Below are 26,300 nucleotides of genomic sequence, written 5' to 3'. Positions count from 1 at the left end.
GACGGTCGGACTTCGGCAGACTATCGCGCACAGGGGCGGGCGGACCGGGTCATCCGAGGACCCCGGCGATCGCCTCGACGCCGAAGTCGATCTCCTCCCGGGTGATCACCAGCGGCGGTGCCACCCGGAGGTGGCCGTTGTTCTCCTTGCACAGCAGACCGCGCTCGAGCAGCGCCCGGGACACGTCGACGCCGGTGGTGCGGCCCTCGGCGATCTGCACGCCGGCCCACAGGCCGCGGCCGCGGACCTCGGCGACGCCGTCGAGTTCGCGGAGCCGGGCGTGGAGGTACGTGCCGAGTTCGCGCGAGCGCTCCTGGAACTCGCCGGTGGCGAGCAGCCGGACGACGGCGCGGCCGACGGCACAGGCCAGCGGATTGCCGCCGAAGGTGGAGCCGTGCTCGCCGGGTGCCAGGACGCCGAGGACGTCGGCGCGGCCGACCACGGCGGACACGGGCATGAGTCCGCCGCCGAGGGACTTGCCGAGGGCGTAGAGGTCCGCGCGGACGCCGTCGTGGTCCAGGGCGAGGGTGGCGCCGGTACGGGCCATGCCGCACTGCACCTCGTCGGCGACGAACAGGGTGCGGCTGTCGTCGCACAGCTGGCGGACCTCGCTGAGGTAGCCCTTGGGCGGGACGACCACGCCCGCCTCGCCCTGGACCGGTTCGAGGAGGACCGCCGCCGTGTTCGGGCCGACGGCCGCGCGCAGGGCGTCGATGTCGCCGAACGGCACGACGCGGAAGCCGGGGGTGAACGGGCCGAAGTCCTTGCGGGCGAGGGCGTCGGTGGAGATCGAGACCATGGTGGTGGTGCGGCCGTGGAAGTTGGAGCCGGCGACCACGATCTCGGCGGCACCGTCCGGCACGCCCTTGACCTGGTACGCCCACTTCCTGGCGACCTTCACGGCCGACTCGACCGCCTCCGCGCCGGTGTTGGCGGGCAGCACCGACTCGGTGCCGGTCAGCTCGGCCAGTTCGCGGCAGAACACTCCGAACTGGTCGTTGTGGAAGGACCGGCCGGTCAGGGTGAGGCGGTCGAGCTGCGCCTTGGCGGCGGCGACGATGTCGGGGTGGCGGTGGCCGAAGTTGAGCGCCGAGTACCCGGCGACGAAGTCGAGGTGGCGCCGGCCGTCCTGAGCGGTGACCCAGGCGCCCTCCCCGTGGGTGAGCACCACCGGCAGCGGGTGGTAGTTGTGGGCGCTCCAGCGTTCGGTGAGGGCGATGTGGTCGGGAGTGGAGGTGGCGTCGGCGGTCGTGTTCATGGCCTGCTTCACCCTTTCGGCGGTGGGTCAGTGGTCCGGCTGGTGGTCGGCCCCCGCGTCGACCATGCCGGCGCTGAGGGTCGCCCCGTCCTGCGGATCGATGAGCAGGAACGAGCCGGTGCGCCGGTTGTCGGCGTAGTCGTCGACGGCGAGCGGCTCGGCGGTGAGGATCCGTACGCCGCCGATGTCGTTGCCGGCCAGTCCGTCCTGGCACGGCAGCCGGCGGGCGACGGCGATGTCGGTGCGGTAGGTGACGCTCTCCACGAGGGCCGGGACGGTGCGGGTGGTGTGCTTGAGCAGCACCCGCTGCCCGGCGCGCAGCGGGCGGTCGTCGAGGTGGCAGACGGTGGCGGTGAGGCGCCGTTGCGGCCGAGGGGCAGCACCGGCGGTGAGGACCTCGCCGCGGGCGACGTCGATGTCGTCGGCGAGGCGGACGGCGACGGACTGCGGGGCCCAGGCGATGTCGCTCTCCCTGCCGAGCACGCTGAGCGCGACGACCGTGCTGGTGGCGCCGGCGGGCTGCACGACGACGGGGTCGCCGACCCTGAGCAGGCCGGAGGCGAGCTGTCCGGCCAGCCAGCGTTCCACCGTGCGCCGGTCGCCGGAGGGCTGCCGGATCACGTACTGCACCGGCAGCCGCAGCGGCTTCCCGGTCGGATCCGCTCCGAGCGGTACGTGCTCCAGGTGGGCGAGGAGCGTGTCGCCGGTGTACCAGTCCATGGCGCTCGACGGTTCGACCACGTTGTCGCCGGCCAGCGCCGACATGGGGATGGCGACGGCGCCGTTGAGGCCGAGCTCGCCCGCACGCGCGGTGAACTCGTCGACGATCGCGGTGAAGACGGACTCGTCGTAGGCGACGGCGTCCATCTTGTTGACCGCGAGGACGACGTGGGGGACGCGCAGCAGGGCCGTGATCGCCGCGTGCCGCATGGTCTGTTCGACCACGCCCTTGCGGGCGTCGACGAGGATCACCGCCAGGTCGGCGGTGGAGGCGCCGGTCACCATGTTGCGGGTGTACTGCACGTGACCCGGGGTGTCCGCGAGGATGAACCGCCGGCGGGGCGTCGCGAAGTAGCGGTAGGCCACGTCGATCGTGATGCCCTGCTCCCGTTCCGCCCGCAGTCCGTCGGTGAGGAGGGCCAGGTCGGGGTCGTCCTGTCCGCGGCGGCGGGACGCCTCCTCGATGGCGGCCAGCTGGTCGGCGAGGACGGACTTGGTGTCGTAGAGCAGCCGGCCGACCAGGGTGGACTTGCCGTCGTCGACCGATCCGCAGGTGGCCAGGCGCAGCAGGCCGCCCGACCGGCGCGGGGCGGCGCCGGCCCGTTGCCGCGCTCGCGCGATGTCCGTTGACATGTCTAGAAGTACCCTTCTCGCTTGCGGTCCTCCATGGCAGCCTCGGACAGGCGGTCGTCGGCCCGGCTCGCGCCGCGTTCGGTCACCCGGCTCGCCGTGATCTCGGCGATCACCGCCCCGACGGTCGCCGCGGAGGAGTCGACGGCGCCGGTGCAGGACATGTCGCCGACCGTGCGGTAGCGGATCAGCCGTTCGCACAGCGGCTCGTCGTCCCGGGGCCCGCCCCAGTCGCCGGGCGTCAGCCACATACCGTCGCGGCGGAACACCTTCCTGCGGTGCGCGAAGTAGATCTCGGGCAGGTCGATGCCCTCGTGCTCGATGTACTGCCAGACGTCGAGTTCGGTCCAGTTCGACAGCGGGAACACCCGGACGTGCTCCCCCGGTTCGTGGTGCCCGTTGTACAGCTGCCACAGTTCGGGCCGCTGCCGGCGCGGGTCCCAGGCGCCGAACTGGTCCCGCAGGCTGAAGACGCGCTCCTTGGCGCGCGCCTTCTCCTCGTCGCGCCGGCCGCCGCCGAACACCGCGCCGAAGCGGCCGTCCCGGATGGCGTCGAGGAGCGGCAGGGTCTGCAGCGGGTTGCGGGTGCCGTCGGGACGCTCGCGGAGCGTGCCCTTGTCGATGTAGTCCTGCACGGAGGCGACGTCGAGTCGCAGGCCGTGCTTCTCGACGATCCGGTCCCGGTAGGCGAGCACCTCGGGGAAGTTGTGGCCGGTGTCGACGTGCAGCAGCGAGAACGGCAGCGGTGCCGGGGCGAACGCCTTGAGCGCCACGTGCAGCATGACGATCGAGTCCTTGCCGCCCGAGAACAGCAGCGTGGCCCGGTCGAACTCGCCCGCCACCTCGCGGAAGATGTGCGCGGCCTCGGCCTCCAGCATCTCCAGGTGGGTGAGGGGGGTCACCGCCGGTGCGGGCCGCGGGCCGGTGTCCCCGGCCCGGTCGTTCACCGCGGCCCCCGCGACGGCGGTCACGACAGCCCGCGTGCGGTGAGCAGCGCACGCAGGTCCCGGACGGACTCCTCGACCGTCCGGTCCTCGGTGGCGAGGCGCAGGTCGGGGTCGACCGGTGCCTCGTAGGGGTCGTCCACTCCGGTGAGTCCTCTCAGTCCGCCGGCCGCCTGCCGGGCGTAGAGGCCCTTCACGTCCCGGTCCGCGCAGGTCTCCGGTCCGGTCGCCACGTGCACCTCCAGGTACGGGACCCCGTCCTCCGCGTGCCGTCGCCGCACCGCCTCGCGGGAGACCGCGTACGGGGCGATGACCGGCACCAGCACGGTGACGCCGTGGGCGGCGAGCAGTCCGGCCACGTAGCCGATCCGCCGTACGTTGGTGTCCCGGTCCTCCTTGGAGAAGCCGAGTTCCGCGGAGAGGACGGGGCGGACTTCGTCGCCGTCGAGCACCTGGACCCGGTGTCCTTCGGTCCGCAGTCGCTCGGCGAGGCCGAGGGCGAGGGTGGTCTTTCCCGCGCTCGGCAGTCCGGTCAGCCAGACCGTGCCGCCCTGCCACACGGCCGGTTCGCCGTTCGGTTCGGTCATGTTCGGTGCTCCCTTTCGCGCGGGCCGGCGGTGACCCGCCCTGCGTCGGTCATGGTTACGGTGGTGCCACTGCCGGCCAGGGCCCGGCTGACCGGGTGGGGGACCCGTCCGTCCGCGATGCGGACGCAGGCCACTCCGCCCGCCAGCGCCTCGCGTGCGGCGACGAGCTTGAGGGCCATGCCGCCGCCGGCGAACCGGCCCGGCGCGCCGGTCCGCGGCACCTCGCAGACGGGCATCACGCTGGTGGGGTCGTCGGGGTCGGCGAGCACGCCGGGCGCGCCGGTCAGCAGCACCAGCCGTTCGGCGCCGAGCGCGGCGGCGAGGGCCGCCGCGGCGCGGTCGGCGTCGACGTTCACCGGCCGGTCGTGCTCGTCGATCGCGGGCGGTGAGACCACCGGCACGAAGCCGGCGGCGAGCAGGGCCTCGGCCGGGCCGGTGCGCACGCCGGTGAGCCGGCCGCTGAGGTTGTCGCGGACCAGGACGGTCCGGCCGTCCACGACGGCCCGGACGGCGGCCTTGCGGCGGGCCCGCAGCATCCCGCCGTCCAGGCCGGTGAGACCGACCGCGGGCACCCCGAGCCGGGTCAGCTCGGCGACCATCCTCGGCTTGACCGATCCGGCCAGGGCGAGGACGACCACCTCCAGGGTGGCCGGGTCGGTGTACCTGGTGGTCACCCGGTCGGGGGCGACCAGGGTCCGCTGCGGGACACCGAGCCTGCCGGCCAGCCGGGCGATCTCCCCGGAGCCTCCGTGCACCAGGAGGACGGACTGTCCCTCGCCGACGAGCTTGGCGACGTCGGCACAGATGCCCTCGGCGTCGACGGCCGGATTGCCGCCGCACTTGACGACGGTCAGCGGTCTGGTGGTCACGGTTTCTCCCGTTCTCCCGGGCTCAGGCGGGATGCAGGCCGGTGAAGGACAGGCCGAGGTCCTCCGGCCAGCCCATGCGGATGTTCAGGCACTGGACCGCGTTGCCCGCGCCGCCTTTGACGAGGTTGTCGAGGGCGGCGATGGTCACCAGCCGGCCGGTCTCGGCGTCGACGGCGTAGCCGACGTCGCAGAAGTTCGAGCCGAGCAGGATCTTCGGCTCGGGGTAGCGGAAGGTGCCGCGCTTCTGGGCCACCAGGCGGACGAAGGGTTCGTCCTGGTACTGCTCGCGGAAGGCCCTGCGCACCGCCGCCTCGTCCACGCCGGGGCGCAGCGTGGCGTGGCAGAGGGTCTGCACGCCGCGCACCGCCTCGACCCCGGTCGCGGTCATGGCGGCCTCGACGCCGAGGTGCCGGGAGATCTCGGCCTCGTGGCGGTGCCCGGTGGGTGCGAACACCCGCATGGCGCCGCTGCGTTCGGCGTGCAGGTTGGCCTGGCCCGCGGTGGCGCCGGAGCCGCTGGAACCGGTGCGGGCGTCGATCTGGGCCTTCGGCTCGATCAGGTCCCGGGCCACGAGCGGGTACAGCGAGAGCACGCCGGCCACCGCCATGCAGCCGGGCACGCTGACCAGGTCGGCGCTGCCCAGGCGGTCCCGGTACAGCTCGGGGATGCCGGGCACGAAGTCGCCGAGCAGGTGCGGGGCGGCGTGCTCGACCCCGTAGTAGCGCTCGAAGACCTCGGGGTCGTCGAGCCGGAAGTCGCCGGTGAGGTCGAAGACCTGCTTGGCCCGTCCGATCCAGCGGTCCATCTGCGTCATGGCCGCCCGGTGCGGCGTGGCGAGGAAGACCGCGTCGCAGTCCTCCACCTCGTCGGCCGTGCAGAACAGCAGGTCGGTGGCGGACCGCAGGTTCGGGTGCACGCCGTCGACCCGCTTGCCGGGGAACCGGGACGAGACCGCGCCGGCCACCTCGACCTCGGGGTGGCCGATGAGCAGCCGCAGCAGTTCGCCGCCGATGTAGCCGGCCGCGCCGACCACCGCGACGCGGATCACGAGGGGCCTCCGGTGAACGTGGCGTGTGCGGGCACGGCTACTCCCCCCAGTCCTCTTCGACCTCGGGCGCGAGGGCGAGCACCGCCGGGCTCAGCGCCACGATCTCCAGTTCGCTGCGGCAGCCCGCGCACTCGACGATCTCGTTGAGCCGTACGGAGTCGCTGATCTGCACCGCGTCCTCGCACTCCGGGCAGGCCTGCGTTGTGGTCATGTGAAGGTGTCCTTTCGTGTTCAGCGGGTCGTGCCGGAGAGGGCGGCCGTGTCGAGGGCGGTACGGACCGTCCTCACCACCCGCTCCGCGGTCAGGTCGTAGTGCGTGACGAGGTGTTCCTGGTTGCCGACCGTGTCGACGAACCGGTCCGGCATGCCGAGGCGCAGCACCCTGGTGGGTGCCGTCTGCTCCGCGAGCGCCTCGGCGACGGCTCCGCCGAGGCCGCCGCTGCGCCAGTGCTCCTCGACGGTGACGACGAGCCGGGCCGGGCGGGCCGCGGCCGTCAGCGTCTCGGTGTCGAAGGGCCGCAGGGTGTGCACGTTGAGGACGGTGGCCTCGATGCCGTGCCCGGCCAGGTCGTCCGCCGCGGCGAGGCAGGCGAGCACGGGGTACGGGCCGCACGCGGCGAGCACCACGTCCCCGCCCTCCCGCAGCGTCTGCGCCGTGCCGATGACCGGGGGCGGGGCCTCGGGCAGCGCCGGCGTCGCCTTGCGGCCGAGCCGGACGTAGAGGGGGCCGGACACGTCCAGGCTCTGCTCGACGAACGCCTCCGTGGCGGCGGCGTCGGCGGGGACCACCACGGTCATCCCCGGCAGCACCCGGAGCACGGCGAGGTCTTCGAGGGCCTGGTGGGTCGGGCCGAGGTGGCCGGCGGCGAGTCCGCCGTGGGTGGCCATGATGCGGACCGGCAGCCGGTTGTAGGCGATGTCGATCTTGATCGCCTCGAGTGCGCGGGACGCGGCGAAGGCGGCCATCGTGTTGACGAAGGGGATCCGCCCGCACGCGGCGAGCCCGGCGGCCATGCCCATCAGGTTGTGCTCGGCGATGCCGAGGTTGACGTACTGCTCGCCGGCCGCCACCGCGTGGTCCGCGCTGAACAGCCCGGTGTCGCTGTCCAGGCAGATCAGTTCGGGGTGCCGTTCGAGCATCGGCAGCAGGGTGTCCCGGTACGCCTCACGGGTCGCGCGGCTCATCCGGCGGTCTCCGTGGTCCGCAGGGCGGCCCTCGCCCGCGCGTGGTTGCGCGGGGAGAGGGTCACGTAGTGGCTGGCGGCCCGTCCGGCGAGGAAGGGCAGGCCGTGGCCCTTGACCGTGCGGGCGATCAGGACGCTGGGCCTGCCCGGCTCCCAGGGTGCGGCGGCCAGGTGGTCGGCGAGCGCGGCCGCGTCGTGGCCGTCCACCTCGCGGACCGCCCAGCCGAAGCTGCGCCAGCGGTCGGCCAGCGGTTCCATCGGGGCGATCCGGTCGGTGGCGCCGGTCAGTTGCAGGCCGTTGCGGTCGACCACGGCGACCAGGCGGTCGAGCCGCAGGGACGCGGCGGCGATGGCCGCCTCCCACACGGAGCCCTCCTGGAGTTCGCCGTCGCCGAGCAGGACGAAGCTGCGCGCGTCCCGGCCCGCGGAGCGGTGGGCGAGGGCGAAGCCGCAGGCGAGCGCGAGGCCGTGGCCGAGCGAGCCGGTCGGCAGCTCCACGCCGGGCACGGCTCGTACCGGGTGGCCCATCAGCCGGCTGCCGGGGCGCCCGTATCCGGAGAGTTCCCCGACCGGGAAGAAGCCGCGTTCGGCCAGCGTCGCGTAGAGGGCGACGGCGGCGTGGCCCTTGCTGAGCAGGAAGCGGTCGCGCTCCGGGTCGTCGGGCCGCCGGGGGTCCACGTCGAGCACGGAGAAGTACAGGGCGGTGAGCACCTCGACGCTGGAGAAGGCGCCGCCGAGGTGGCCGCCCTCCGGTCCCGCGCACATGTCGACGACGTGCGAGCGGATGCGCGCGGCGACCTCTTCCAGCGTGTCGAGCGCGGTCGCCTGGGTGGCGGTCATGAGGCGGCTCCCGCGAGGGTGGCCACCATGTCGGTGTGGGACCACACCTTCTCGAAGGCGTCGGCGTAGGCGCGGAGCAGGTCGCCCGAGCCCGGGTGGAGGTGACGTTTCTGCAGCGTCAGGGAGTCGGCGATGACCGCGCGGGCCACCGGGTAGCCCTCCCCCGGCTCCGGCGCGGGCGCGTCGGTCACGGTCCACGGGTAGCCCTTGCCGAAGCCGACCCGGTCGACGAAGACCTTCTGGTCGGGCAGCGGCATCAGCTGGTACTGCGACATCGGCACGCCCTCGGCGCGCAGCAGCCGTCGCAGGGCGGCGCGCAGGGCCTCGGGCCGTACCCCGTCCAGGCCGAGCGCGGCCGCGTCGAACCGGAAGCGCAGGATGTGCCAGGCGTGGGTGGTGCCAGGGAGCGCGGTGGGCACGCGCAGGCCGGGCAGTTCGGCGAGCCGCCCGAGGAATTCGGCGACATTGCGCTGCCGGGCCCGCTCGTAGTCGTCGAACCGGGCGAGCTGGGCGTCGGTGAACGCGGCCTGGAGGGCGTTCATCTTGTGGTTCCAGCCCAGGCCGTAACTGATGTAGTCGCGGTCCCGGCCGGCCTCGATGACCTCGCCGAACTGGCGGCCCTTGCGCACCGCTTCGGCCAGCTCGGCGCTGCCGGTCACGAGCAGACCGCCCTCGCCGCAGGTGGGGATGTTCTTGGTGGCCTGGAGGCTGAAGGCGCCGGCGTCGCCGAGGGAGCCGACGGGGCGGCCGCGGTGGGTCGCGCCGGGGGCCTGGGCGGCGTCCTCGACCACGGCGAGGCCGTGCCTGCGGGCGATGGCCGTGATGCGGTCCATGTCGGCGGGCGCGCCGTGCAGATGGACCGGGATGATCGCCCGGGTCCGGTCGGTGATCCGGCGCTCCACGTCGTCCGGGTCGATGTTGAAGGTGACCGGGTCGACGTCGGCGAACACGGGCACGGCCATCTGGTGCAACGGCGCGAGCCCGGTGGCGATGAAGCTGAGCGCGGGCACGATCACCTCGTCGCCCGGCCCGACGCCGAGCGCCGCGAGCGCGAGGGACAGTGCGGCGGTGCCGGTGGAGACCGCCACACAGTGGTCGTGGCCGAACCGCCGCGCCCAGCGCTCCTCCAGGGTGGACACGGGGTTCGCGCCGTCCGAGTTCGACACCAGTCTGGCGCCGTCGAGCGCGTCGATGACGGCCTTGCGGTCCTCGTCCTCGACCAGCGGCCAGTCCACGTGGCGCCGGTCCCTGGGCACGGCCGGCGAACCGCCGAACGCTGCCAGCTTGCTCATCACAGTCCTCTCGACATGGTCACGGTGGTCGGGGCGCCGTGCGCGGTCACAGGCGTGCGGCCACGGCGCCGACGGCGTCGACCGCACGCGCGTAGGTGCCGCGCAGCACGGTGGTGTGGTGCGCGATGTCGGCCGCGGCCGCCGAGGCGTCGTCGAGACCGTGCGCGCCGGTGATCCGCAGCCCGGTCCACGCGTGCGCGACGGCCTCGACCGCCCGCCCGGCCCCGGCCAGCTCCGGGTCGCCCCACTCGTGGCCGCAGCGGCGCAGCAGTTCGCCGTGGAGGGATGCCTGCGCCTGCATGCCCCAGCCGAAGGGGTACAGCTCGCGCAGCGCGCCGGCGTCACCGGCGCGGCAGCGGTCGACGAGTTCGGCCGCGAAGGCGTCGAAGCCGGCGAGACCGGTGCGGTCGGGGCCGGCCGTGGTGAAGCCCTCGACGTCGGTGCGCAGGAAGCCGCCGAGCAGTTCGGGGGTCAGGGGCGGGGGCGGGGCGTCGAGCCGGACGTCGAGGCAGCGCCGGCCGATCCGCGAGTCGCTGAAGAACGCGTCCTGGACGTCGGTCGGGTTGGCCGAGCCCCAGCTGCGCAGGAACGCCTCGATCGGGACGGCGCCACGGAAGGCGGGCGGCATCGCGTCGGAGACGTGGACCAGTCCGCGGACCTCGTCCAGGCCGTAGACGATCACGAGGTGGGCGGCGTGCACGTCGCCGTACGCGGGCCGGAACGGCAGGTGGAAGTTGTCGACGGCGGCGATCACCGACCGGTCGTCGGCCAGCGACGCGCGCATCTCGCGCCACACGTCGTCCTCGTCGGCGGGCTGCCACCAGCGGGCGTGCAGCTCGTGGTGCGGGGCCAGGGCGGCGCCGAGGTCGGTGCCGCCGGACGCGTCGGGAAGGCAGGGGTAGTAGAACTCCTCGGACCGGACGTCGCCCGGCAGGTGCAGGAACCGCCAGCCCGCGCCGAGCACGGCCAGCGGGTCGGCGCCCGCCCGGGCCACCAGGGTGCCGAAGGTGGCCTGCAGACAGCTGATCAGGTCGCGGTACCACCACTGCGGTTCCGGTCCGACGATCATGTACGTGCGTGCCGTCACGTCACTGGTCATGCCGCGGCCTCCGTCCGCTGGAGGGTGAGCGCGAAGACGTGCACCGCGACGTTGCGGGGCAGCCGGACGCCGGCGAGGGCGGCGCGCCGGGTGACCGGCACCCGCTGCGCCCACATCACGGCGGAGACGTCCCGCTGCACATGGTGCGGATAGTGCATGACCAGGCTCTCGAAGGCCCTGACCTCCCCGAACCAGGCGGGCGCCGACCAGAAGTCGGAGACCCGCAGGGCCTCGGCGTCGACCGAGCCGTCGGAGAAGTGCAGTTCGACGGTGTCCTCGCAGCGCCGTTCGGACGCCGCGAGCACGTGGATCCAGTCGTAACGGCCCTCGGGCAGCGGAAGGAACTGTCCCGCGCAGCGGATGTTGTCCGGCCCGTCGCAGACCGGGGGGAAGCGGAAGGGAACCCCCGCCACGTGGACGAGACTTCCGCCCGCGGGCAGGTACTCGGCGGCGAACGAGTTGCCCCACACGTTGAAGGCCCCCGCTTTGGTGTTCGTCGCCGCGGAAATGGCCGTGTTGTCGAGTTGAGCGGAAATATCGACCGTATCGCAGAGCCGATCGATGGCGGAGGGCGCCGGCATGCCCGTCAAGTGATCCCCCTCACTGGAATGCCGTGTATGAATGCCGAGCCAGGATTCTGGTTCGCACTTCCGGGCCGCATCGCGATTTCCCGGAATGACGGAAGAGGCGGTCAGGGGCCGATCGCGGCCGCGCGCAGTTCCTCGTAGTACGGCAGGTGGTAGTCGCGGTAGGCCCGCAGCACCGGATTCGCCTCGACCGTCTCGGCGCCGCGGCCCGAGCCGCGGGTGAAGCCGGCGGTCCGGCTGGTCGACTCGTGCCAGCGGCTGGTCGCCTCCCATTCCGACCGCATGCCGGGCTGCCAGCTCAGCGCGTCCGGGAGGAAGGGGATGCCCACCGCTGAGCAGTACGCCCGCACGGTGTCGGCGGGCCGGTCGAGCAGGTCGTCGGAGTCGACGACGACCGGGGTGGTGCCGGTGGCGTCCCGTACGGCCGTGAAGATCTCGTGCAGCCGGGCGAAGCCGATCTCGTCCCGGCCGAGGTCCGGATTGAGCGCATGGTGCGAGGCGATGGCCTCGGCCGGGTGCCGGATGATGAAGGTGTGCGTCGCGGCCGCCAGAAAGTCCCGGTCGGCGAGCAGCGCCGGATAGTGGAAGTCCGTGGTGTCCTTGAAGAAGACCGGTGTGCGCGCGGCCATGTCGCGCAGCGCCGCGAGGACGTCCCGCTCGCCGCGGGCGACCCGGTCGCCGACCTTCACCTCACCGAAATCGACCACCTGCGAGAACGGTTCGTGCACGACGACGCGGTCGCCGCGCTCCGCCATCATCCGGGCGAATGCCGTGGAACGACTGCGTGGTGCGCTCCACAGCGCGAGCACCGGTATCCGCTCTGATATGTGGTCCACGGTTTTCCTTTCCCTATGGCGCGGTCGGCGTACAACCGGGCGTAAAGCGTGCGGAAAGCGTGCGGTGAACTATTGCGTCCGGCGTTCGGAATCCCGTCAAGAGTGGCACGGGCGGCGCCCCGGCCGGGTAAGCGAGATGCGCAGCCGTGCGGGCCGAAAGTAAACGCGATGCGTCGCCCCGGATGAGCTTGTCGCGGACGCGCCCGCCGCCGGCCCGCCGTAACGTCCGTGCGACGCGGCAGACCGGTTGCGCCGTCCGGTCAACCGGTGGTCCTACGACGGAGGTCACGTGTCATCGACACCAGAGCACCCGGGGGACGGCAGGATCGCCGTACTCGCCAGCAGGGTCGGCGCGGACGAGAAACGGCTGTTCGACGCACTCGACCGGCGCGGTGTCCCCTTCGACCACGTCGACACGCGCGGGCAGTGGTTCACGGCCGGCCGGCGCCCGATGCCGTGGACGCACGTGCTGAACCGCGAGATCGGCCAGACCCGTGCGGCGTACGCGGCCCGCTGCCTGGCCGCGGCGGGCGTGGAGGTGGTCAACAGCGCGGACGCGACCGAGGTGTGCGGCGACAAGTGGCGCACCACCCTGGCCCTCGAGGCGGCCGGGCTGCCGACCCCGCGCACCGCGCTCGGTCTCACCCCGCAGGCCGCGCTGGACGCGCTGGACCACATCGGCTATCCGGCGCTGGTCAAACCCCTGGTCGGTTCCTGGGGCCGGCTGGTGGTCCGGCTGCCCGACCGGGCCGCCGCGGAGGGCGTGTTCGAGTACGTCGGCGCGCTGCCCGGCCCGCAGTCGCACCTGGGATACGTACAGGAGCTGATCGACAAGCCCGGCCGGGACATCAGGGCCGTCGTGGTCGGCGGTGAGCTGCTGGGCGCGGTCTACCGGACCGGCGAGTTCTGGCGCACCAACGTGGCGCTCGGCGCGCGGACCCGGCCGTGCGAGGCGTCCCCCGAGATCACCAAGCTGTCGGTCGAGGCCGCCTCGGCCGTCGGCGCCGACATCGCCGGTGTCGACCTGATCGAGGACCGCGACGGCCGGCTCCTGGTCCTGGAGGTCAACCACCGGGTGGAGTTCTCCGGCTTCCAATCCGCGTTCGGCGACCGGGTCGACGTCGCGGACCGCATCGTCGAACACCTACGGGAGCGAGCGCAACGATGAACTGGGCTTTCACTTCGTCCGGGCAGGTCACCGAGACGAGCGCGGTCGGACTGCTGCGCGGCATGCTGGAGATCCCGTCCTCGTCCTACCAGGAACGCGCGCTGGCCGACTTCCTGGCCGAGGCGATGGCGGACCTGGGCTTCGAGGCGCACATCGACGTGGTGGGCAACGTCATCGGCGTGATCGAGCGCGGAGAGGGCCCGACGCTGATGCTGCTCGGGCACATGGACACCGTCCCGGGCCACGTCCCGGTCCGGTCCGAGGACGGCAGGCTCTACGGCCGCGGCGCGGTGGACGCCAAGGGACCGCTCGCGGCGATGATCTGCGCGGCGGCCGGTGCCGTGGACTTCCGCGGCCGGATCGTCGTGATCGGTGTCGTCGAGGAGGAGACGCCCTGTTCCCGCGGGGCCATGGCGATCCGCTCCACCCACGACCGGCCGGACGCGCTGATCGTCGGCGAGCCGAGCGGCTGGTCCAGCGTCGTCATCGGCTACAAGGGCAAGCTCGACCTGCGCTACAGCGTCAAGGTGCCCGCCACGCATCCGAGCAACCCGACGCCGAAGGCGTCCGAACTGGCCGTCGCCTGCTGGGACGCGCTGGTCGAGCTGCTCGGGCCGGACGCGGGCCACGGCGTCTTCGCCCAGCCGGGCGCCACGCTCTGCCAGCTCAACGGCGACCTCACCTCGGCGACGGCCGACCTCAGCGTGCGCACCCCGCCGGGCTTCGACGTGGACGGGCTGGTCGCCGCGCTGCGGGAGCGGCTGCCGGCCGGCCGTCTCGAAGTGCTGAACTCGGTGGCGGCCTGCCGCGCGGACCGGTCCAACCCGGCGGTCCGCGCGCTGGTCTCCGGCATCCGGCGGCTGCACGCCCAGCCCCGGCTGGTGGTGAAGACGGCCACCTCGGACATGAACACCCTCGCCGAGGTGTGGGACATCCCGATGGCGACCTACGGTCCGGGCGACAGCAGGCTGGATCACGCCGACACCGAACACATCGTGCTCTCGGACTATCTGCGCGGCGTCGACGTGCTGTCCGCCGCCATCGCGGAGCTGGCGCAGGTGCCGCGGCAGCGCTCCGCCGACCAGGTGACCTCCGTGCCGCTCGCCGAAAGGAGTCTCGGATGACCGACCTGAGCCGGCGTCTGGCCGTGCTGCCCCCGGAGCGCCGCGACCGGTTCCTCACGCGGCTGAAGGAGCGGGCGGAGGACGCGGCCCGGCGGGGTCCCACGCCGCGCGGGAACACGGGTCCGGCTCCGCTGTCGCACGCGCAGCGGACCGTGTGGTTCCTCGATCGCGCGGCACCCGGCGCCGCCTCGCCGGCGACGCTGTGCCTGCGGCTCCGAGGCGCCCTGGACACCGACGCGTTGCGTACGGCGCTGGGCGCGGTGACGGCCCGGCACGAGGCGCTGCGCACCGCGGTCGTCGAGCGCGAGGGCGGCCCGGTGCAGGAGGTCGTGCCGGGCGTCCGGGCAAGCCTGCCGGTGATCGAGGCCCCCGGCGACGGCCCCGGGGAGCGTCTCGCCGCCGCGCGGGCCCTGGTGGCCGAGCGGGCCGGTGAGCCCTTCGACGTGGCGAGGGCGCCGCTGTGGCGGGCGGTGCTGGTCAGGGTGGCTCCGGACGACCACCTGTTCCTGTTCGCCGCGCACCCGCTGGTGTGCGACGACGGTTCGCTCACGGTCCTCGCCGGGGAACTGGCCGAGTGCTACCGGACGTCGCGCGACGGCGGGCAGCCACGGCTGTCGGAGCTGCCCGTGCAGTACCCGGACCTCGCGGTGTGGCAGCACGACGCACCCGCCGGCGGGCTCGACGGGCCGGCCGCGTACTGGCGTGAGGTCCTCGCCGGCGCCGAGGTCCTCGAGTTCCCGACCGACCGGCCGCGGGGCGACACGCTCGCCCCGGCCGCCCGGACCGGCCGCTTCCCGCTCGGGCGCGAGGCCCTGGAGCGGGCCCGGGAGCTGGCCCGGCAGGAGGACGCGACCCCGTTCGACGTCCTGGCCGCCGCGTTCTTCACCTTCCTGCACCGCTACTCCGGCCTGGACGACCTGGTGATCGGCACGCCGGATGACAGCGGGCGGCCCGCCGCCCTGTCGTCGGTCGTCGGCCCGTTCACCAGCCCGGTGGTGCTGCGCGGGGACGTCTCCGGCGACCCGAGCTTCCGTACGCTGGTCCGTCGGGTCGCGCGGGTCACCCGGGACGCGCGGGCGCACGGCGGCCTGCCGTTCGACCGGCTGGTCGAGGCGGTGGACCCGGGCCGGGACCCCTCGCGCGCGCCGCTCTTCCAGATCCTGTTCTCGCGGCGGGAAGCCGTCGGCGCGCCCGGCCTGCCCGGCCTCGTGACCTCCCGGGAGACGGTCGCGCCCGCCGCGTCCCCGTTCGACATGAGCTGGCACGTGGTGGAGCCGGGCGCCGCGGGCGCCGACGCGGCCCTGGACGTCGAGTTCGCGACGGCCCTCTTCGACGCCGGGAGCGTCGCCCGGTTCGCCCGCCACTACGACCGGCTGCTGAGCACCCTGACCGCCGCACCGGACGCGCCGCTGTCCGCCGCGGAGCTGCTGAGCCCGGCGGACCGGGAGTTCCTGGCCGAGGTCAGCCGCGGGCCGGTGCGGCCGGTGCGCGAGACCACGATCGTGGAGCAGTTCGAGGCGCGCGTGCGGGAGGCGCCGGACAGCGTGGCGGTCGTCGTCACGGACACCGCGACCAGCTACGCCGAGCTCAACTCCCGCGCGAACCGGCTCGCCGCCCTGCTGCGCGGGCGAGGCGCCGGTCCCGGCACGAGGATCGGTCTGTGTCTGCGCAGGAACGCGGACCTGCCGGCGGCGGTGCTCGCGGTGCTCAAGACCGGCGCCGCCTACGTACCGCTCGATCCGACGCACCCGCCCGCGCGGGTCGCGGAGATCGCCGCCGACGCGGGGGTGGGCGCGGTGCTCGCGCACGCCGAGGCCGCCGGGGCGGTGAGCGCGGTCACCGCGCCCGTGGTGGTCCTGGACGAGGTGCGCACCGAGCTGGCGGCGCTGCCCGACGGCGATCCGCCGCTCGCGGCGGGGCCCGGTGACGTCGCGTACGTCATCTACACCTCGGGCAGCACCGGCCGGCCGAAGGGCGTGCTGCTGGAACACCGCGGGGTGGTCAACTTCGTCGACTCCACGCGGGAACTGTTCGAGCTGACGCCGGCCGACCGGGTGCTCGGCTTCGCGTCGATGACCTTCGACGTGTCCGTCTTCGAGACGTTCTCGGCGCTGCTGACCGGTGCCCGGCTGTGTCTGGCCACCGAGGACGAGCGGCTGTCCATCGACCGGCTCCAGGCGCTGATGGAGCGGGCCGGCATCACCGTCATCGACCTGCCGCCGACCGTGATGCCACTGCTGGCGCCGGAGCGGTTCACCGATCTGCGGATCGCGTTCGTGGGCGGCGAGGCGTTCAGCGGCGAGCTGGTGAACCGGTGGAACCCGGGCAGGCGGCTGTTCAACGGGTACGGCCCCACCGAGTGCACCGTGACGATGATCGTCGAGGAGTGCCCGGGCACCTGGGACACCACGCCGCCGATCGGCCTGCCGATGGCCAACCACGTGGCGCACGTCCTCGACCGCTCCTTGCGTCAGGTACCGGTCGGGGTGCCGGGCGAGCTGGTGATCGGCGGTGCGGGTCTGGCACGCGGCTATCTCGGCCGGGACGAGCTGACCGCCGAGAAGTTCGTCCCCGACCCGTTCGGCACGGCGCCGGGCGGCCGGCTCTACCGGACCGGCGACCTGGTGAAGCGGCTGCCGGACGGACGGCTCGTCTTCCTCGGCCGGCTCGACCAGCAGGTGAAGATCCGCGGGCTGCGGATCGAGCTCGGCGAGGTCGAGTCGGCGCTCGCCGGCGTCCCCGGCATCGGGCCGGTCACCGTGCGGCCGTGGACGGACGGCGGCGGTGACAAGCACCTCGTCGGTTACGTCACGGGGATCGACGAGCAGCGGCTGCCGTCGGTGCGGGAACACCTCGGCACGCTGCTGCCCTCGTACATGATCCCCTCGTACTTCGTCGTCCTCGACGAACTCCCCCTCACCAGCAGCGGCAAGGTGGACTGGCGCCGGCTGCCCGCGCCGGACCCGAGGACGGCGGGCGAGGGCGGGGGCGAGGAGCCGCGGACGGCGACCGAGCGGGTGCTGCTGCGGGAGGTGCTGGCGCCGCTGCTGCGCAACGACCGCCTCGGGGTGCACGACGACTTCTTCCAGGCGGGCGGCAACAGTCTCCAGGCCGCCCAGCTGATGTCGGCGATCCACCGCAGGTTCGGGGTGGAGATCGCGCTCGGCGACTTCTTCGTCTCCCCCACCGTCGCCCACCTGGCCGCCACGGTCGACACGGTCCGCGCCGCGCGGACCGGTGACGGCGACGCGCCCGACTCGCTCGACCGGCTCCTCGCGGACCGCCGCACGGTCACGGCGGAGCCACCCGCGGGGGCGGCGGACGACGGCCGGGCCCCGGTGCCGATGCGGGGGCCCGAGCCGGCGCGGCTGGTCCTGCTGCACCCGTCGGGCGGTGAGCTGTTCTGCTACATTCCGCTGGTCCGGGCGCTGCGCGACGGCATCGGCGTGGCCGGCTTCGCCGCCGATCCCCGCGACGCGGCCGTGGCTCCCGAGGACGGCATGGAGGCCGCCGCGAGCCGGATCGCGCGGGCCCTGGCCGCGGCCGGCCCGCCGGAGTCGTACTGCCTGGCCGGCTGGTCCTACGGCGGTGTGCTCGCCTTCGAGGTGGCCCGGCAGCTGGAGCGGGACACCAGAGCCCGGCCCCCGGTGGTGCTGATCGACGCCTCGTACGAGGAGGACACCGAGCCGCTCGACGAGCGGACGGTGCGGCGCCGGTTCGTGCACGACGTGGCCAGGCTCGCGGGCCACGACGGCCCGTCGGTGCGTGCGGTCCTCGACGACGACTCCGCGGCCGAACCGCTCGACATCCGCAAGACGCTGACCTCCCTCGACGTCGAACTCGACCTGTCCGACGAGGAGTTGGAGCGCCGCTTTACCGTCTTCCGGGCCTGCGCGCTGGCCTTGCAGACCTACCGCCCGCCGGGCCCGTACGCGGGGCCGGTCACCGTCCTCGCCACCACGCCCCGCGACGCGTTGGAAGCGGAGTGGCGGGCGGTGAGCACGGGCCCCTTCCGGGCCGGCGACCTGCCCGGCGACCACTACACCGTGTTCACGCAGCCGGCGCTGAGCCGGGTCGTCGCCGCGATCGAAGAGACGCTCGCCCCCTGAGGAGACGCACATGCGGTTCGGATTCACCGAGGAACAACAGCGGTTCCGGGCGGACGTACGGCAGGCGCTGCGCTCCCCCGCGGTGCGGGCGGCGGCTGCCGAGGCCACCTGCGCGGACGGCGTCGAGCCGGACCAGCGGCCGCTGTACCGTCTGCTCGGCAAGCTGGGGCTGCTCGCCGTCCACTGGCCCGCCGAGTACGGCGGAGCCGGCCGTCCGCTCACCGACGCCGCGATCGTGGCCGAGGAACTGGTGCGCGCGGGCGTGCCGGACACGCTGCACGTCAACACCATCCAGATCATCGGCCAGTTCCTGCTCATGGCGGGCAGCGACGAGCAGAAGCGACGGCATCTGCCGGCGCTGGCCCGCGGCGAGCGCTTCGGTTCGGTGCTCTACACCGAACCGGACGCCGGCTCGGACCTGGGCGCGCTGCGGACGGTGGCCGAGCCGGACGGCGACGGCTACCGGATCACCGGCACCAAGGTGTTCAGCCTCAAGTCGCGCTTCGTCGACCTCGGCCTGTGTGCGGCCCGTACGTCGCCGGGAGCCGGGAAGTACCAGGGCATCAGTCTGTTCCTGGTCGACATGGACGCTCCCGGGGTGACCGTGTCGGTGATCGCCAGCGCCAACGACGAGCAGTTCCACCGCGTCGACCTGGACGCGGTGCCGGTGTCCGGCGACGACCTGCTCGGCCCGCGCGACCAGGGTTGGCCGCTGCTCAACGAGGCGCTGGCCATCGAGCGCACCGGCCTGGACTACCACCTCAAGGCGGAACACTGGCTGGAGGCCGCCCTGGAGGCGCTGGTCGACCGCGACCCGGACGCCGCGCACGAGGCCCACCTCGAACGGATCGGCCGCTGGGAGGGGGCGCTCGTCGCCGACCACGCCCTGGCGTGGGAGGTGCTCACCGGGCTCGCGGCCGACCGGGTCGATCCGGTCGCGGCGGCCGTCGCCAAGTACCACAGCAGCGAACTCGCCCAGACGATCGCGGCGTGGGCCGTCGACATCCCCGGCCCCGGTCAGCGGGCCCGCCGCACGCGGGCGGCCGTGACGCTGGACTCCGCCCACCGGGAGGCGCCGGGGCTCACGCTCTCGGCGGGCACCTCCGAGGTGATGCTGCAGATCATGGCCACCGCGTTCGACTCCATCGGACAGGAGAAGCGCTGAGATGGACCTGACCCCCGATCCGCTGCTCGTCCGGTTGCGCGAGGCCGTGCGCACGTCCCTGGCCGGCGTTCCCGTACGGCCCGAGGTGCACGGCGCGCCGGTGACCGACGGAGCCCGTGGCCCCGCCCGTGCGGTGCTCGACGAACTGGAGGCGGCCGATTTCGAACGGTCCGTCGCGGCCGGAGGACTCGACCTCGGGCTCACGGCCGGAGTGCTCGTCAGCGAGGAACTCGGCCGGGCCGCGTGCGGCAACGCCTACCGGGGTGACGCCCTGGCGGCCGACGTGGGCGGCCCGGCGGGCGCGGCGGCGGCCGGCTTCGAGGCACTGCCCGTCGGCGGCGGCGTCACCGCGGCCCCCCGGCCGGGCGGCTGGGCGCTGACCGGCACGGTCACCGTCGACGACGCCGCCGCGGCGACGCTCCTCGTGGTCACCAGGACCGGTGACGGGCCGGTGCTCGTCGCGGTGCCCGCGGGCGCGCCGGGCGTCCGCGTGGAGCCGGGCTGCTGGCCGCCTGCCGTCCGCTTCGAGGGGACGCCGGTGACGGCGGCGGACGTGGTGGCGCCGCTCGACGACTCCCCCGCCGGCCCGCTGGCCCGCGCGCGGCTGCGGCAGGCGGCCTATCTGCTGGGGATCGCCGACGGCGCGCACCAGGTCGCGGTGCGCTACGCCGGTGTCCGGCGGCAGTTCGACACCCGCCTGCGGGATCTGCCCGCGGTGGCCTTCCCGCTGGCGCGGGCCATGGTGTCCCTGCGGGCGACCAGGGCGGCGGTGTACCGGGGGGCCTGGCTGATCGACTGCGGCCCGGGGGTGGGGCCCGGTCTCGGCTCCGGGCCCGGCTCGGGGCAGGACGAGGACGGCACCGCGCCGCTCGTGGCGCTGGCGATGGCCGCCGAGACCGCGCGCGAGGTGGTGCGCTCGTCCATGCAGAGCTGTGGCGTCCGGGCGATGACGACGGAGCTGGGGCTGCACCGGTACTTCCGGCTGGCCGCGGCCGAGTCGGTCCGCTACGGCGAGCCGGCCGCCCTGTGGCGCCTCGTCGGCGCCGCCCGCCTCGACCGGGCCCGGCACGCGGCACGACGGCCCGTCCCGGCCGGTAGGGGCGAGCCGGCCTGAAGCGGGCCCCCATCCCTGGGCACGGCCCCCGGCGACGGACGCCGGGGGCTTCGGGGGCAGTGCTTCCGTGATCGCGACGCCGCGTGCCCGCCGGGCACGACGGCCTTTCTTTCGGATCAGGCCGGACCAGGGAGCGGCGTTTGGTGCGTGCGATCGCGAGGCGGAGGAGGGCGTCCATGCGGAGCATCGGCGACCGACGACGGGGGCACCTCCCGTGCCCGGAGGGCTACGGGGGAGAGCGTGCGTGCCGGGCGTCGCGAGCCCGGCACGGTCCGGAAGGTAGGCCCTAGATGAGCCCGGACCGGAAGGCCAGGGACACCAGCTGGGCGCGGTCGCGGACGCCGAGTTTGGTGCGCACGCGGTAGAGGTGGGTGCGGACGGTGGCGACTCCGATGGTCAGCGCGCGGGCCACCTCCTCGGTGGACATGCCCCGGGCCACCATCTGGGTCACCTCCCGCTCGCGCGGGGTCAGTTCGGTCACTTCGGGGTGCGGTGCGCAGTCGGGGGTGTCCGGCTGCTCGCGGAACCAGGTGACCAGGCGGTGGGCGATGTCCGGCGCGAGCACCGTCCGTCCGGCGGCAGCCGCACGGATCGCGGTGACCAGGTCCTGGGGGCTCGCGTCCTTGCCGAGCAGACAGCTCGCGCCGGCGTGCAGGACGTCGCTGACGGTCTTGTCGGCATCGGAGATCCGGGTGAACACCACGATGTTCGGCGGATTTTCCTCTTTGCCGAGCCTGCGGATCATTTCCAGGCCGGAAATGGTGCGGAGATGGAGATCGGTGACCACGACATCGGGCCGCGCGGTCCGTACGAGGACGATGGCCTCCATACCGTTGTCGGTGGTGCCGATCACGTCGATGTCGGGAACGGCGTCGAGAAGGGTGCGTAAACCGTCCCCGATAACCGGCAGTTCGTCGCAGATGAGTACTCGAATGGTCATCGTGTTCCGCCTCCGTGGGGGTAGCTGGAAGCCTCCCTCGGCGCGGTCGAGATCGTCGCCGTACCGAGTTCCAACCGTCTGATCGCCGTACCGGTGACCTGCGCCCGGCCGTGCGCCGACGGCACCGGAACAGACCACGCTCCGGCGCTACCACGCTCGTACCGAGATCCCGCACCGCGAACAGCGCGAACAAGGGGATGGTCTACGGCCGCGCCGGTCTACAGCCGCCCGTCGGCGCCGCACAGGTCCGGGGTGTGGATCCTCGGTGCACCGCTCTGGTCAGCATCTGCGTTCTTCCCCCTTGTTCTACGCCTCAACTCACGGGTCGTGTCACTCACCGCTCCGGGGAGCGGGCCTCACCATCGGCCGGAAAGCGGCGCCGCGGACGCTCGGGAAGCGTCGTCCGTCACATGTCGGCGTAAAGCGTTTCCGGCCCTGACTCATGCGTGATTCTCGGGGACGAGCGGCTCTGTCCGGTGATCAAGAAATCGTCAAGGACATGGACGACTCTCGGCACTGAAGATCGAGCCTAGGAGGTTCTAGTTCATGTTTCTGACGAGTGTCAAGTGACCCCCGCCGCATGCAGGAAACACTTGCTCCGACATCCACGTCCACCACCGAAGAATCGTTTCCGGCCATCCTCGAGTTGTACGTGGCATATCCCGTGGGGGTTCGGCGTAGGCTGCCTGGCGACCCGGTACCGGCCGACCGGAGGCGGCCGGGTGCGCTCCCCGGTGCCCGGGAGCGGGCACGACAGCGCACTACCCTGGTGGCCCGAGCGACCGACCGGAAGAAGGGCAGCGCCGATGACGCTCACCACGGGCCGACGGGTGAGGCTGGTGACCGACCTCGTGCTGACCGGATCGGTCACCCTGGCCGAAGGGTCCCCCGCGGAGAAGGAGGCCGTCGCCGGTTCGCTGGCGCTGGCGGCCGGCGTCGAGGGCCTCGTGGAGCGCGTGAGCGAGCGGGAGCAGCCCCAGGAGGTGCGCGAGTACGTCCGGCTCAAGTCGCTGCTCGACGACTACGGCCCCCAGATGCCTCCGGCCAGCCGGGAGCGGCTGAAGCAGGAGGTCGCCTCTCTGGAGACGGAGTGGCGCGCCTTCCAGGAGCAGGGCCCCCGCGTGACGGTCCGGGTCCGCCTCGACAACGGCTTCGTGCTGGACGACGTACCCGGCGGCCTCTTCACTTCCGGCTGACGGGGTCTCCCCGGCCGTCCGCCTTCCCCTGGGCGAGCGTCGCCGGACAGGACCGGGACCGCCACCCCCTACGAGCCCGCGGGCCCTCGGCGAACGGGCGGGCGGCGGGAGGCGGGAGGCGGTCGGGCCGTTCAGTCGCGCCGCGCCGGCACCGGTCGTCGCAGGAGGTAGACGGCGGCCGCGGCGACGAGGAGGAGCATGCAGGCGATGAACACCTGGCCCGCCCCTTCGAGGCCGAGGGGACCGGCCAGCAGCCCGACGCCGATCACCGGGATCGAGATGCCCGTGTACGCGACGACGAAGAGGGTCGAGATGACGGCGGCCCGCCGGTCTGCCGGCGCGGCCGCGGCGACGCCGCCGAGGGCCGCGCGGAAGGCGAGGCCCTGTCCGACGCCGCCGACGAGGGCGGACAGGACGACGAGGGCGAGGAGGTCGGTGTGGAGGGCGGCCGCCAGGAGGAGCAGACCGGCGAAGAGGACGGCGCAGCCGAGGGGCAGGGAGCGCCTCACCCCGACGCGGTCGACGGCCAGTTGGCCGGCCGTCGAGGCGAAGAAGGCCAGGGCGACCACCAGGCCGCTGACGGCGTGGTTGTCGACGTGGAGGAAGCGCGCCAGGAAGGCGGGGCTGACCGAGGTGAACACGCCGAACAGGGCGAAGCCCACGAAGGACGCGATCGCCGCCGGCACGAACACGGCCCTGGCCCGCGGAGGAAGCGCCGGGCGCCGGGGGCGTACGGCGGTCAGGGGCCGGCGGTCAGGCGCCGCCACCGTCTCCGGGAGGCGCAGCAGGACGAGGACCGAGGCCGCCACCAGCACCAGGTGGACCACGAAGGCCAGGCGCAGCGGTTGGGGAGCGTACTCGGCGAGCAGACCCGCCAGCAGGGGCCCGCAGCCCAGGCCGCCCATGTTGGCGGCCGTCGCCACGAACGTCGCCCGGGGAGCGCCGCCCGGCGGGGCGAGCTCCATGACGTACGCGGTGGCCGCCCCGGTGAACAGCCCCGCCGACAGACCCGACAGCAGCCGGCCCGCGTAGAGCCAGCCGAGGGCGTCGGCGGCGAGGAAGCAGCCGGCGCTCGCCGCCGCGAAGCCGAGTCCCCACAGCAGAGCCGGACGCCTGCCGACGGTGTCCGAGGCGTTGCCGGCGAGGAGCAGGACGGCGATGACCCCGAATGCGTACACCGCGTAGACGACCGTCACGGTCAGCTCGGAGAAGCCGAACTTCTCCTCGTAGAGCGGGTAGAGCGGCGTCGGCAACGTCGTGCCGGCCATGCACACCGCGAACACCGCTCCCGCGAGCAGACACCGCGCCCAGCCGCTCCGGCGATCACCATCCATGCCGTCGACCGTAACCCCGGGGGTGGCTCCCGCTCCGGCGGCACACTCCTCCGTACGGGTAGCGGATGCCGGGGCGAACGGGCCCCGGGGCCGTCGGCCGGTGCGTGGCCTGCCGCGTCCGATGGCCGCGGCGCCCCGTCCACGGCGAGAACGCGCAGGGAACTCCCCTCCGTCGCCCTCCGGTCCCCGCCCGCTGTGCCCCGTCGTACGTCCGTCTGACGCAGCCCCGGTCCCCGTGACGGTGAACGCGGGCGGGGCGGCGTACGCCGACCTGAGGCCGGAGTACGCCGCCCTGGCGGCCGCCGTCGGCGGTTACCTCGGGTCGCGGTCGAAGACCGCCTTCGACCAGAGGAAGCCGAGCACGGTCAGCCCCAGGCACCAGCCGGCCGCGAGCCATCCGTTGTGGCCGATCTCCGTGCCGAGGAGCAGTCCGCGCAGGGTCTCGATGGCGGGGGTGAAGGGCTGGTACGCGGCGATCGGCTGGAACCAGCCCGGCATCGCGTCGACGGGCACGAAGGTGCTGGAGATGAGCGGGAGGAACACCATCGGCAGCGCGTTGTTGCTGGCGGCCTCGGCGTTGGGACTGACCATGCCCATGCCGACCGCGATCCAGGTGAGGGCCAGGGCGAACGCGGCGAGGAGCCCGAAGGCCGCGATCCACTCCAGGGCGGTGGCGTCGGTGGAGCGGAAGCCGATGCCGACGGCGACGGCTCCGACGAGCACCACGCTGATGACCGACTGGACCACGCTGCCGACGACGTGTCCGATGAGCACGGAACCGCGGTGGATCGCCATGGTGCGGAAGCGGGCGACGATGCCCTCGGTCATGTCGTTGGAGACGGAGACCGCGGTGCCGATGGTGGTGCTGCTGATGGTCATCAGCACGAGGCCCGGTACGAGATAGGCGATGTACGCGGAGCGGTCCGCCCCGCCGCCGATGCCCGCGCTCATCACGTCGCCGAAGACGTAGACGAACAGCAGCAGGAGTGCGATCGGGGTGAGCAGCAGGTTCAGGGTGAGGGAGGGATAGCGCCGGGCGTGCAGGAGGTTGCGGCGCAGCATGGTGGACGAGTCGCGCACGGCGAGGGACAGGGAGCTCATCGCACGGTCTCCTTCGGCTGGTCAAAGGGGCCGGGCCGGTCGGACCGGCCGGTCGGGTGGGGCCGTTGGGGCTGGGGCTGAGGCTGGGGCTGGGGCTGCTGGGAGCCGGTGAGGGCGAAGAAGACGTCGTCGAGGTCGGGGGTGTGCACGGTGAGTTCGTCCGCCTCGACGCCCGTGGAGTCCAGCCAGTCGAGGATCGCGCGCAGTTCGCGCTGGCTGCCGTCGCTGGGGAGCTGCAGCGTCAGCGCCTCGTCGTCGCGCGCGGCCTCTGCCAGTGCGGCGGCGGCGGACCGGTAGGCGGCCGGGTCGGCGAAGCGGAGCCGGACGTGGCCGCCCGGGACGAGGCGCTTGAGTTCGCCGGGAGTGCCCTCGGCGGCGATCCGGCCGTTGTTCAGGACCGCGATGCGGTCGGCGAGCTGGTCGGCCTCCTCCAGGTACTGGGTGGTGAGGAAGACCGTCACGCCGTCGGCGACCAGTTCGCGGATGATGCCCCACATGGTGTGGCGGGAGCGCGGGTCGAGGCCGGTCGTCGGTTCGTCGAGGAAGATGATCCGCGGACCGCCCACCAGCGTCATGGCGATGTCGAGCCGGCGCTTCATGCCGCCCGAATAGGTGGAGGCGGGCTTCTTCGCCGCTGCGGTGAGGTCGAAGCGTTCGAGCAGCTCGGCGGCGACCCGCCGTCCCTCGCGCTTCGACAGGTGGTGCAGGTCGGCCATGAGGAGCATGTTCTCCTCGCCGGTGATGAGGCCGTCCACGGCGGAGAACTGTCCGGTGACGCCGATCGCGGCCCGCACCGCCTGCGGGTCGTGGTCGAGGTCGTGGCCCGCGACCTGGGCCTGGCCGCCGTCGGCGGCGATGAGGGTGGAGAGGATCTTGACGGCGGTGGTCTTGCCGGCGCCGTTCGGGCCGAGCAGGGCGAACACGGATCCGGCCGGGATCCGCAGGTCGACGCCGTCGAGGACGGTCTTGTCACCGTAGGACTTGCGCAGGCCGACGGCCGAGACGGCGACCGGCGCCGGGTGTTCGGCCACTGCGTTCGACATGGACATGACAGAAGAAGGCATGGAGTCCTCCCGTTCGGAGGTGAGATGGCAGGGACTGGGGGCGGCAGGCGGCGAAGGAGAGAGGGATGAGGAGGGGGCGGTCGGTCCCCGA

Annotated in this window: 23 protein-coding genes; 6 read left to right on the top strand and 17 right to left on the bottom strand. The window is 73.4% G+C overall.

Translation table 11 applies throughout. The annotated features are described in order from the left end of the window. Positions 1-49: 49 nt before the first annotated feature. From rocD to ABD954_RS31210, 13 genes are all read right to left on the bottom strand, one after another. On the bottom strand, positions 50-1,258 hold the full coding sequence (gene rocD / locus ABD954_RS31270; protein ID WP_345491130.1) for an ornithine--oxo-acid transaminase: 1,209 nt from the start codon (positions 1,256-1,258) through the stop codon (positions 50-52). Positions 1,259-1,285: 27 nt separating this feature from the next. After that, a complete protein-coding gene (locus ABD954_RS31265) occupies positions 1,286-2,611 on the bottom strand; it encodes a sulfate adenylyltransferase subunit 1 (protein ID WP_345491128.1) in 1,326 nt (441 codons plus the stop codon). A gap of 2 nt (positions 2,612-2,613) precedes the next feature. Continuing rightward, positions 2,614-3,486 carry a sulfate adenylyltransferase subunit CysD gene (gene cysD, locus ABD954_RS31260; RefSeq protein WP_345492584.1) on the bottom strand — a complete coding sequence of 291 codons (873 nt, stop codon included), beginning with the start codon at positions 3,484-3,486 and terminating at the stop codon, positions 2,614-2,616. An 89-nt stretch (positions 3,487-3,575) separates the two neighbouring features. Then, a complete protein-coding gene (cysC, locus tag ABD954_RS31255; RefSeq protein ID WP_345491126.1) occupies positions 3,576-4,139 on the bottom strand; it encodes an adenylyl-sulfate kinase in 564 nt (187 codons plus the stop codon). Further along, positions 4,136-5,008 carry a [LysW]-aminoadipate kinase gene (locus tag ABD954_RS31250; RefSeq protein WP_345491124.1) on the bottom strand — a complete coding sequence of 291 codons (873 nt, stop codon included), beginning with the start codon at positions 5,006-5,008 and terminating at the stop codon, positions 4,136-4,138. The genes cysC and ABD954_RS31250 overlap by 4 nt, the downstream gene beginning before the upstream one ends. Before the next feature lie 22 nt (positions 5,009-5,030). After that, positions 5,031-6,056 (bottom strand): N-acetyl-gamma-glutamyl-phosphate reductase, encoded by a 1,026-nt coding sequence (gene argC, locus ABD954_RS31245; RefSeq protein WP_345491122.1) that lies wholly within the window; start codon positions 6,054-6,056, stop codon positions 5,031-5,033. Between the two features lie 37 nt (positions 6,057-6,093). Then, a complete protein-coding gene (locus ABD954_RS31240) occupies positions 6,094-6,267 on the bottom strand; it encodes a lysine biosynthesis protein LysW (RefSeq protein WP_345491119.1) in 174 nt (57 codons plus the stop codon). Between the two features lie 20 nt (positions 6,268-6,287). After that, on the bottom strand, positions 6,288-7,241 hold the full coding sequence (locus ABD954_RS31235) for a transketolase family protein (protein ID WP_345491117.1): 954 nt from the start codon (positions 7,239-7,241) through the stop codon (positions 6,288-6,290). After that, positions 7,238-8,080 carry a transketolase gene (locus ABD954_RS31230; protein WP_345491115.1) on the bottom strand — a complete coding sequence of 281 codons (843 nt, stop codon included), beginning with the start codon at positions 8,078-8,080 and terminating at the stop codon, positions 7,238-7,240. The genes ABD954_RS31235 and ABD954_RS31230 overlap by 4 nt, the downstream gene beginning before the upstream one ends. Continuing rightward, positions 8,077-9,372, bottom strand: coding sequence for a DegT/DnrJ/EryC1/StrS family aminotransferase (locus ABD954_RS31225; RefSeq protein WP_345491114.1), 1,296 nt, complete (start codon positions 9,370-9,372; stop codon positions 8,077-8,079). Before ABD954_RS31225 ends, ABD954_RS31230 begins: the two co-directional genes overlap by 4 nt. 46 nt (positions 9,373-9,418) lie before the next feature. Continuing rightward, a complete protein-coding gene (locus ABD954_RS31220) occupies positions 9,419-10,471 on the bottom strand; it encodes a BtrH N-terminal domain-containing protein (RefSeq protein WP_345491113.1) in 1,053 nt (350 codons plus the stop codon). Next, the gene (locus tag ABD954_RS31215) at positions 10,468-11,052 is read right to left on the bottom strand and encodes a hypothetical protein (protein WP_345491111.1); all 585 of its coding nucleotides are present in this window, start codon (positions 11,050-11,052) and stop codon (positions 10,468-10,470) included. Before ABD954_RS31215 ends, ABD954_RS31220 begins: the two co-directional genes overlap by 4 nt. Positions 11,053-11,162: 110 nt before the next feature. Continuing rightward, entirely contained in the window at positions 11,163-11,894 is a 732-nt protein-coding gene (locus tag ABD954_RS31210; protein ID WP_345491109.1) for a sulfotransferase-like domain-containing protein, read from the bottom strand. A gap of 289 nt (positions 11,895-12,183) precedes the next feature. On the opposite strand from ABD954_RS31210, the gene ABD954_RS31205 reads away from it, so the two are divergent. Genes ABD954_RS31205 through ABD954_RS31185 form a run of 5 tightly spaced genes read left to right on the top strand, consistent with a single transcriptional unit; the run spans position 12,184 to position 20,574 of the window. After that, a complete protein-coding gene (locus tag ABD954_RS31205; RefSeq protein ID WP_345491107.1) occupies positions 12,184-13,062 on the top strand; it encodes a RimK family alpha-L-glutamate ligase in 879 nt (292 codons plus the stop codon). After that, a complete protein-coding gene (locus ABD954_RS31200) occupies positions 13,059-14,186 on the top strand; it encodes a M20/M25/M40 family metallo-hydrolase (RefSeq protein WP_345491105.1) in 1,128 nt (375 codons plus the stop codon). The genes ABD954_RS31205 and ABD954_RS31200 overlap by 4 nt, the downstream gene beginning before the upstream one ends. Next, positions 14,183-18,295 carry a non-ribosomal peptide synthetase gene (locus ABD954_RS31195; protein WP_345491104.1) on the top strand — a complete coding sequence of 1,371 codons (4,113 nt, stop codon included), beginning with the start codon at positions 14,183-14,185 and terminating at the stop codon, positions 18,293-18,295. The genes ABD954_RS31200 and ABD954_RS31195 overlap by 4 nt, the downstream gene beginning before the upstream one ends. A gap of 10 nt (positions 18,296-18,305) precedes the next feature. Further along, entirely contained in the window at positions 18,306-19,460 is a 1,155-nt protein-coding gene (locus ABD954_RS31190) for an acyl-CoA dehydrogenase family protein (RefSeq protein ID WP_345491102.1), read from the top strand. 1 nt (position 19,461) lies between these two features. Beyond that, a complete protein-coding gene (locus tag ABD954_RS31185) occupies positions 19,462-20,574 on the top strand; it encodes an acyl-CoA dehydrogenase family protein (RefSeq protein ID WP_345491100.1) in 1,113 nt (370 codons plus the stop codon). A 286-nt stretch (positions 20,575-20,860) separates the two neighbouring features. Here ABD954_RS31185 and ABD954_RS31180 read toward each other — a convergent pair whose 3' ends face one another. Continuing rightward, a complete protein-coding gene (locus ABD954_RS31180) occupies positions 20,861-21,514 on the bottom strand; it encodes a response regulator (protein WP_345491098.1) in 654 nt (217 codons plus the stop codon). Positions 21,515-22,320: 806 nt separating this feature from the next. Between ABD954_RS31180 and ABD954_RS31175 the strand changes: the two genes are divergently transcribed. After that, positions 22,321-22,710, top strand: a complete 390-nt coding sequence (locus tag ABD954_RS31175) for a hypothetical protein (RefSeq protein ID WP_345491096.1) — start codon at positions 22,321-22,323, stop codon at positions 22,708-22,710. A 131-nt stretch (positions 22,711-22,841) separates the two neighbouring features. Here ABD954_RS31175 and ABD954_RS31170 read toward each other — a convergent pair whose 3' ends face one another. From ABD954_RS31170 to ABD954_RS31160, 3 genes are all read right to left on the bottom strand, one after another. Further along, the gene (locus ABD954_RS31170) at positions 22,842-24,044 is read right to left on the bottom strand and encodes an MFS transporter (protein ID WP_345491094.1); all 1,203 of its coding nucleotides are present in this window, start codon (positions 24,042-24,044) and stop codon (positions 22,842-22,844) included. A 312-nt stretch (positions 24,045-24,356) separates the two neighbouring features. Further along, a complete protein-coding gene (locus ABD954_RS31165; protein WP_345491092.1) occupies positions 24,357-25,145 on the bottom strand; it encodes an ABC transporter permease in 789 nt (262 codons plus the stop codon). Next, on the bottom strand, positions 25,142-26,209 hold the full coding sequence (locus ABD954_RS31160) for an ATP-binding cassette domain-containing protein (protein ID WP_382745939.1): 1,068 nt from the start codon (positions 26,207-26,209) through the stop codon (positions 25,142-25,144). Before ABD954_RS31160 ends, ABD954_RS31165 begins: the two co-directional genes overlap by 4 nt. Between the last annotated feature and the right edge of the window lie 91 nt (positions 26,210-26,300).

Source organism: Streptomyces roseoviridis (assembly GCF_039535235.1).
Lineage (GTDB): Bacteria > Actinomycetota > Actinomycetes > Streptomycetales > Streptomycetaceae > Streptomyces > Streptomyces roseoviridis.
This window is presented reverse-complemented; position numbering and strand designations above follow the sequence as displayed.

What these genes read in the sequence shown, in the direction of transcription:
- rocD (WP_345491130.1), bottom strand. Translation starts at nt 1,258, where the DNA reads ATGAACACGACCGCCGACGCCACCTCCACTCCCGACCACATCGCCCTC.
- ABD954_RS31265 (WP_345491128.1), bottom strand. Translation starts at nt 2,611, where the DNA reads ATGTCAACGGACATCGCGCGAGCGCGGCAACGGGCCGGCGCCGCCCCG.
- cysD (WP_345492584.1), bottom strand. Translation starts at nt 3,486, where the DNA reads ATGCTGGAGGCCGAGGCCGCGCACATCTTCCGCGAGGTGGCGGGCGAG.
- cysC (WP_345491126.1), bottom strand. Translation starts at nt 4,139, where the DNA reads ATGACCGAACCGAACGGCGAACCGGCCGTGTGGCAGGGCGGCACGGTC.
- ABD954_RS31240 (WP_345491119.1), bottom strand. Translation starts at nt 6,267, where the DNA reads ATGACCACAACGCAGGCCTGCCCGGAGTGCGAGGACGCGGTGCAGATC.
- ABD954_RS31235 (WP_345491117.1), bottom strand. Translation starts at nt 7,241, where the DNA reads ATGAGCCGCGCGACCCGTGAGGCGTACCGGGACACCCTGCTGCCGATG.
- ABD954_RS31230 (WP_345491115.1), bottom strand. Translation starts at nt 8,080, where the DNA reads ATGACCGCCACCCAGGCGACCGCGCTCGACACGCTGGAAGAGGTCGCC.
- ABD954_RS31225 (WP_345491114.1), bottom strand. Translation starts at nt 9,372, where the DNA reads ATGAGCAAGCTGGCAGCGTTCGGCGGTTCGCCGGCCGTGCCCAGGGAC.
- ABD954_RS31220 (WP_345491113.1), bottom strand. Translation starts at nt 10,471, where the DNA reads ATGACCAGTGACGTGACGGCACGCACGTACATGATCGTCGGACCGGAA.
- ABD954_RS31215 (WP_345491111.1), bottom strand. Translation starts at nt 11,052, where the DNA reads ATGCCGGCGCCCTCCGCCATCGATCGGCTCTGCGATACGGTCGATATT.
- ABD954_RS31200 (WP_345491105.1), top strand. Translation starts at nt 13,059, where the DNA reads ATGAACTGGGCTTTCACTTCGTCCGGGCAGGTCACCGAGACGAGCGCG.
- ABD954_RS31195 (WP_345491104.1), top strand. Translation starts at nt 14,183, where the DNA reads ATGACCGACCTGAGCCGGCGTCTGGCCGTGCTGCCCCCGGAGCGCCGC.
- ABD954_RS31190 (WP_345491102.1), top strand. Translation starts at nt 18,306, where the DNA reads ATGCGGTTCGGATTCACCGAGGAACAACAGCGGTTCCGGGCGGACGTA.
- ABD954_RS31185 (WP_345491100.1), top strand. Translation starts at nt 19,462, where the DNA reads ATGGACCTGACCCCCGATCCGCTGCTCGTCCGGTTGCGCGAGGCCGTG.
- ABD954_RS31180 (WP_345491098.1), bottom strand. Translation starts at nt 21,514, where the DNA reads ATGACCATTCGAGTACTCATCTGCGACGAACTGCCGGTTATCGGGGAC.
- ABD954_RS31175 (WP_345491096.1), top strand. Translation starts at nt 22,321, where the DNA reads ATGACGCTCACCACGGGCCGACGGGTGAGGCTGGTGACCGACCTCGTG.
- ABD954_RS31170 (WP_345491094.1), bottom strand. Translation starts at nt 24,044, where the DNA reads ATGGATGGTGATCGCCGGAGCGGCTGGGCGCGGTGTCTGCTCGCGGGA.
- ABD954_RS31165 (WP_345491092.1), bottom strand. Translation starts at nt 25,145, where the DNA reads ATGAGCTCCCTGTCCCTCGCCGTGCGCGACTCGTCCACCATGCTGCGC.
- ABD954_RS31160 (WP_382745939.1), bottom strand. Translation starts at nt 26,209, where the DNA reads ATGCCTTCTTCTGTCATGTCCATGTCGAACGCAGTGGCCGAACACCCG.